This window comes from Micromonospora parastrephiae, from assembly GCF_016802865.1.
Lineage (GTDB): Bacteria > Actinomycetota > Actinomycetes > Mycobacteriales > Micromonosporaceae > Micromonospora > Micromonospora parastrephiae.
The window spans coordinates 26,898-32,949 of record NZ_JAEVHM010000050.1 but is presented as its reverse complement, the minus strand read 5'-3'; the positions used below and the strand labels follow the sequence as shown (position 1 = coordinate 32,949).

The following is a 6,052-nucleotide window of genomic DNA, read 5'->3' as shown; positions in this document are numbered from 1 at the left end:
GCCGGCCGTGAGCAGCCGGTGCGCGGCCCGTTTCCCGGACGTGAGCAGCGGTGCGCGGCCCGTTTCCCGGACGTCGACCTGCTGGTCTTCGGTCACTCGCACATCCCGACCTGACCGGCGCCCTGGACGCGGTGACCCGCCGGCTGCGCGACCCCGACGACGAGCTGGCGCAACGCTTCCCGCAGCTGACCGGCGCGGTGATGGCCAAGGGTGTGGAGGACACCGCCTTCTACCGGTGGACCCGGTTCGTGGCGCTCAACGAGGTCGGCGGCAGCCCCGCCCACTTCGGGGTGCCGCCGGCGGAGTTCCACCGCTTCGCCGCCGCCCGGCAGGTCCGCTGGCCGGCGAGCATGACCACCACCGCCACCCACGACACGAAACGCGGCGAGGACGTGCGCGCCCGCCTCGCCGTGCTCAGCGAGGTGCCGCAGCGCTGGGGCGGGCAGGTCCGGGCCTGGATGGAGTACGCCCCGCTGCCCGACCTGGCGTTCGCCCACCTGCTGTGGCAGACCGCCGTCGGCGCGTGGCCGATCGAACGGGAGCGGCTGCACGCGTACGCCGAGAAGGCCGCCCGGGAGGCCGCGGCCTCGACCAGTTGGGCGGACCCCGACGCGGCGTTCGAGCAGGCCATGCACGCCGTGATCGACATGATGTACGACGACCCGAGCCTGCACGACGAGCTGACCGAACTTGCCGCCGCCATCACCCCGGCCGGCTGGTGCAACTCGCTCGGGCAGAAGCTGGTGCAGCTCACCATGCCCGGCGTGCCGGACACCTACCAGGGGACCGAGCTGTGGGACAACTCCCTCGTCGACCCCGACAACCGCCGGCCGGTTGACTTCGACGTACGCCGGGAGATGCTGGCGCGGCTGGACGACGGCTGGCGTCCCCCGATCGACACCGACGGCGCGGCGAAGCTGCTGGTCGTGTCGCGGACCCTGCGGCTGCGGCGGTCGCACCCGGAGCTGTTCACCGGCTACCGGCCGGTGCCGGCGCACGGCCCGGCGGGCCGGCACGTGGTGGCCTTCGACCGGGGCGGCGCGATCACCGTGGCGACCCGCCTGCCGCTGGGTCTGGCGCGCGCCGGAGGATGGCGCGACACAGTCCTGTCGCTTCCCGTTAACGAGGTGAAGGACCTGTTCACCGGCCGGGTCTACAGTGGCGGGGAGACTCGTCTGGACGACCTTCTGTCGGACTATCCCGTCGCTCTGCTGGCCCCTTCCACCGCTTCCGTGGAGGCTGCGTCATGACCGAATTCACCGTGTGGGCGCCGGACGCCGAACGGGTGCGACTGCACCTGCCGGGCGACGCCGACCACGAGATGCGCGCCGCCCCCGACGGGTGGTGGCGGGTCGAGGTGCCCGACGCCGGCCCCGGGACCGACTACGCGTTCCTGTTGGACGACGACGACACCCCGCTGCCCGACCCCCGCTCACCGTGGCAGCCGCAGGGTGTGCACGGGCCGAGCCGACGCTACGACCACTCCACCTTCGACTGGGCCGACAGCTCGTGGACCGGGCGGCAACTGCCCGGCAGCATCCTTTACGAGCTGCACATCGGCACCTTCACCCCGGAAGGCACCTTCGACGCGGCCATCGACCGCCTCGACCACCTGGTGTCGTTGGGCGTCGACCTGATCGAACTGCTCCCGGTCAACGCCTTCAACGGCGAACACAACTGGGGGTACGACGGCGTCTGCTGGTACGCCCCACACCAGCCCTACGGCGGACCCGACGGCCTGAAACGGTTCGTCGACGCCGCCCACGCCAAAGGGCTGGGGGTGATCCTCGACGTCGTCTACAACCATTTCGGGCCCTCCGGGGCCTACGCGCCGCGGTTCGGCCCCTACCTCGCCGAGCAGAGCAACACCTGGGGGCGCTCGGTCAACCTCGACGGCCCGCACTCCGACGAGGTACGCCGCTACATCATCGACAGCGTGCTCATGTGGCTGCGCGACTACCACGTCGACGGCCTACGCCTGGACGCCGTACACGCCCTGCCCGACTCGCGGGCGGTGCCAATTTTGGAAGAGCTGGCTCTTGCTGTCGAGTCGTTGTCGACGCACCTCGGTCGCCCGCTGTCGCTGATCGCGGAGTCGGACCTCAACGATCCACGGCTCATCACGCCTCGGGAGGCTGGCGGGTTCGGGCTGCACGCGCAGTGGAACGACGACGCCCACCACGCGCTGCACACGTTGCTGACGGGGGAGCGCCAGGGGTACTACTCGGACTTCGGGTCTCTGGAGACGTTGTCGGACGTGCTGACGGGCGGGTTCTTCCACGCGGGGACCTGGTCCAGCTTCCGGAACCGGCACCACGGGCGGCCTCTGGATTCGCGGGTGCCGGGGCATCGGCTGGTTGCCTACTTGCAGAACCACGACCAGATCGGCAACCGGGCTACCGGGGATCGGATCTCGGCCTCTCTGTCACCTTCGCTGCTCCGCGTCGGGGCTACGCTGCTGCTGACCGCGCCCTTCACGCCCATGCTGTTCATGGGGGAGGAGTGGGCGGCCTCTACGCCGTGGCAGTTCTTCACCTCGCACCCGGAGCCGGAGTTGGCCTCGGCGGTGCGGACCGGGCGGCGGCGGGAGTTCGCGGCGCACGGGTGGCCGGAAGGGGACGTGCCTGATCCGCAGGATCCGCAGACGTTCGTACGGTCGCGGTTGGACTGGGCGGAGCTGGACAAGCCTGAGCATGCTTCGATGCTGGCGTTTTACCAGCGGTTGATCGCTTTGCGTCGGTCGTTGCCGGACCTGTCTGATCCTCGGTTGCACGCGGTTTCTGTGCAGCATGGGGACCAGTTCCTGCTGATGCGGCGGGGGGACACGCTTGTTGTCGCCAACCTGGCTGGGCGCGGGCAGGGGGTGTCGTTGCCTGGGGTGGCGCGGCGGGTGTTGCTGGCTACGGGGGAGGGTGTCACCGTTATGCGGGACCGGATCGAGCTGCCTGCGGAGACTGCGGCGATCGTGGCGCTCTGAGGCCAGTGCCCCCGCCGGTCGGATGTTCAACGGGCTGATGTGTTCCGCGTGGGCGCGATCTGTGGGGCTACTGCGATAGTGGCAAGCGGGTACGTCTGTTGCCTGACTTGCACCTGCCGCATAGCGGTGCGGGGACCGGGCGGGATCAATGCAGAGAGGTGTCGGCGAATATGGTGTGAACCAGCCGACAAGATGGAACTGAACGATCACCACAGGCTGAGCGCCGCCAGGGACGGATACCCGACAGCAGACCGAACGCTAGTTGCTTCGATGCTGCGTGCGCTTCGTGCCGCCAATACACCAGGTTGGAATCCTTCGACGTCTGTGCTCTGCCGCCTGCCGCTGCAGAGCGCAGGTGGCCATCGCGGCTTGTCAAGGGGTGGTACGCCAGCTTCCATGGGAATAGTGTGGATGTGCCGTCATCTCGCGGCGCGTGATCGATGAGTCAGGTCCGGGGAGGGGTCGCTTTGTTCAATACCGAATACCCTGCCTTAGGTGACGACGTTCTCGTCGCCAAAGAGATGGCCGAACGGCTAGGCGGCAAAACGCTTTCTGATTTGCTGCACGCGCTTTGGCGGGGGGATTGTCAAACTTGCGGTTCTTCCCTGATCTCCGGGCCGATTTCGGTCTACGCCGAGATAATGCTGGTTATGGGGCACGTATCGTTGCACCATCCGACGTGCCAGGTGCCGCTTTGGAACGACGGTGATGGGGGCGGCGTGATTTTCTGCCGGCCTTCGCTCGGTGATCATGTTACCTATCTTCACACGAGCATGATTGTTGACGGCATACCAATAGTCTTGCTTAATGTGAGCCTTGAGATGGCGTCGTTGAGCCTCGACCACGACGACAAATGGTATGTATCGAACGTTCCCCTGTTCAGGGACTATCACAAGATGTTCCCAGGAGGTCCTATCCCTATGCCTCCGTTACAACCCGCTGTGGGAATATCACTCGAAGTTTCCGAGGACGCGATTGATATTCGCTCTCCTCAGACCTGGCGGATCAGGCCCGGTGCGCAAGTGATAGACGCCGTCCGCCGGAATGGCGGGCTACTCCTAGCGATCTCGTCTATGTATCACGGTCAGCACATGACGCCGCATGTTGTCAATAAAGTCCTGCAACATCCTGAACGTACCGCGCTAGGGTGGATCAGTCTAAGGGCAACTCCAGCGCCGGGGGCTCCTGCTGCAGAGTACGCCATTTACCGGAACCGACATTTTACGGTTGCGGGCCTGGTGCTAGCGCGCAACCGCCGCGTGGACATGGCGGGCGAAGAGGCTAAAGAGTGGGGAAAGGGCCGTGCGCGTGAGTTTGACGAGCTTCCAGCGCCAAGTTTCATCGACCATCCAGTCGCTTACGACGATGAGCTGTCGCGCTGGTTTATGGACGCCATCAGCCTTGGAATGTATGTCGTGGTTCCCGCCGCCGACGGGTGGCGACTCATTAAGTCCTATTCACGCTTTGGAGAGCGACTTCCTGATACAGAGTTATCTGAGTGGGCAGGTAGAGTAATGCAACGGAAGAGTCACCACCGTATGGCAGCGGTAGAGTGGGTGGCCGGGCCGTCGTCGAATGCTGGCGAAATCATGTTGTCACACGTTTTGCCTTCAGATTCATGAGCTGGTACATGGGAGCATTTCTCGGACTGCTTGGTGCGGCTGTCTCTGATGGCTCTGCCGTAGCCGCCAGAATGACAGCATCCAAATCGCTGCCATGGCGAACGCGGAAGCAGCGAGGACCCTTTTTTGCCGCCTTACTTATAAGGGCGGTCGTGGCGTCCGTGGTGGCGGGAGTCCTGGCGGCTGAGGGCAAGGTCGGTTCACCCTTGCCAGCATTCTTGGTGGGAGTAGCGGCGCCAGAGGTTCTCCAACGGGCTGCCGCGATCATCGTCTCGACGCTTTTTCCCGGCACGGAAATTGGCAGTGCCGTTGAGCAAAAGTCGGCTGGGGGTGGCGGTGTTTGAGTGGCTGATCACCGGAATGGTGGCGATCCTGATGCTCCTTCCAGTATGGCTGAGGACCGGTGAATCCGGCCATACCCAGGTAATCAAGGTTCCCTTACTGCGGGCACTCTCAACCCCTTTAGCAGATTATGGGAGGGGAGGCGCTATCGGCAGCAGCCATTCATACGTAGTTCGTCTTCTCGCTTCGATCGCGCGTTGGGACATTGTGGAACCACCAGTTGACACACTCAGACTGCGGGGGAGTTGGGGCGGTCCACGTCGACGAACTCCACGTCCTCGACGGCGCGGTCGTCCCGGCTGCCGGCCGCCAGGGCGGCGGAGCCGACGGCCCAGCCGACCGCCGCACCGACCAGCGCGGCGCCGATCAGCAGTGTCCAGGGCAGTGCCGGCTGACGCCCGGCGAGCGCGTCGAAGGCCAGCGAGGCCCGGCGTCGCGCCTCCTCGGCGGCGGAGCCGACCAGGTCACCGGCCCCGTCGGCGAGGTCGCCGCTGCTGCGACGGGCCGAGCGGGCGGTGTCGAGGACGCTGTCCCCCGCGGAGCTGACGGCGGAGACCAGGTGCTCCCACGCCTGGTCCGCGATCCGCTCCGGCTTGCTGCGGCGGTCCAGCAGGTTGGTTCCGAACATCGTGTTACCTCCTCGGGTGCCGAATCCGCCGGCCACTTCGGACTTCGGCGTCTGTTCAGCGCGTCACGGTTCGCCTACCCCGCAGTGCCCCGCGCCGGCCGGCCGCAAACCCGGCCGGTTCTGCTGGGCGCGTTCAGCGCACCAGCACCACGGCCGCGCCGCGGGCGAAGTCGTCGTCATCGTCGTCATCGTCGTCGCCGCCACCGAAACCGCAGGCCAGTACGAGGGCGAGCAGAACGCCGACGCCGGCCAGTCCGGCCAGTCTCTTGATCATTGAAGGTCCTCTCCGTCGCGGTGGGTGTCCCGGGCCGATGCTAGGCGGCATCGGCAAACCCCGAGGTCGTGCCGCGTGGACGCGGTGGGCACGACACGCCGGTGGTACGCGGGACGAACCCGCTTGGTGGCAAGTTGTCGGGCGGGTCGGATCCGGACCGCTACCCTGGTTCGGCGCGCGTCGGCTCCGACCGGCCGCTGAGTGGTCGA

Annotated in this window: 4 protein-coding genes and 1 pseudogene; 3 read left to right on the top strand and 2 right to left on the bottom strand. The window is 66.5% G+C overall.

The features are described from left to right. Positions 1-74: 74 nt before the first annotated feature. The 3 genes and pseudogenes from JNW91_RS13220 to JNW91_RS13210 form a co-directional block, all read left to right on the top strand. Positions 75-1,250 (top strand): annotated as a pseudogene (locus tag JNW91_RS13220) (malto-oligosyltrehalose synthase); the annotation flags it as partial. Then, positions 1,247-2,977, top strand: a complete 1,731-nt coding sequence (gene treZ, locus JNW91_RS13215; protein WP_203175128.1) for a malto-oligosyltrehalose trehalohydrolase — start codon at positions 1,247-1,249, stop codon at positions 2,975-2,977. The pseudogene JNW91_RS13220 and the gene treZ, both read left to right, overlap by 4 nt. Before the next feature lie 467 nt (positions 2,978-3,444). After that, positions 3,445-4,599 (top strand): hypothetical protein, encoded by a 1,155-nt coding sequence (locus JNW91_RS13210; protein WP_203175127.1) that lies wholly within the window; start codon positions 3,445-3,447, stop codon positions 4,597-4,599. Positions 4,600-5,170: 571 nt separating this feature from the next. On the opposite strand, the gene JNW91_RS13205 is transcribed toward JNW91_RS13210, so the two are convergent. Further along, positions 5,171-5,569, bottom strand: a complete 399-nt coding sequence (locus tag JNW91_RS13205) for a hypothetical protein (RefSeq protein ID WP_203175126.1) — start codon at positions 5,567-5,569, stop codon at positions 5,171-5,173. A 133-nt stretch (positions 5,570-5,702) separates the two neighbouring features. Continuing rightward, the gene (locus JNW91_RS13200; RefSeq protein WP_203175125.1) at positions 5,703-5,843 is read right to left on the bottom strand and encodes a hypothetical protein; all 141 of its coding nucleotides are present in this window, start codon (positions 5,841-5,843) and stop codon (positions 5,703-5,705) included. Between the last annotated feature and the right edge of the window lie 209 nt (positions 5,844-6,052).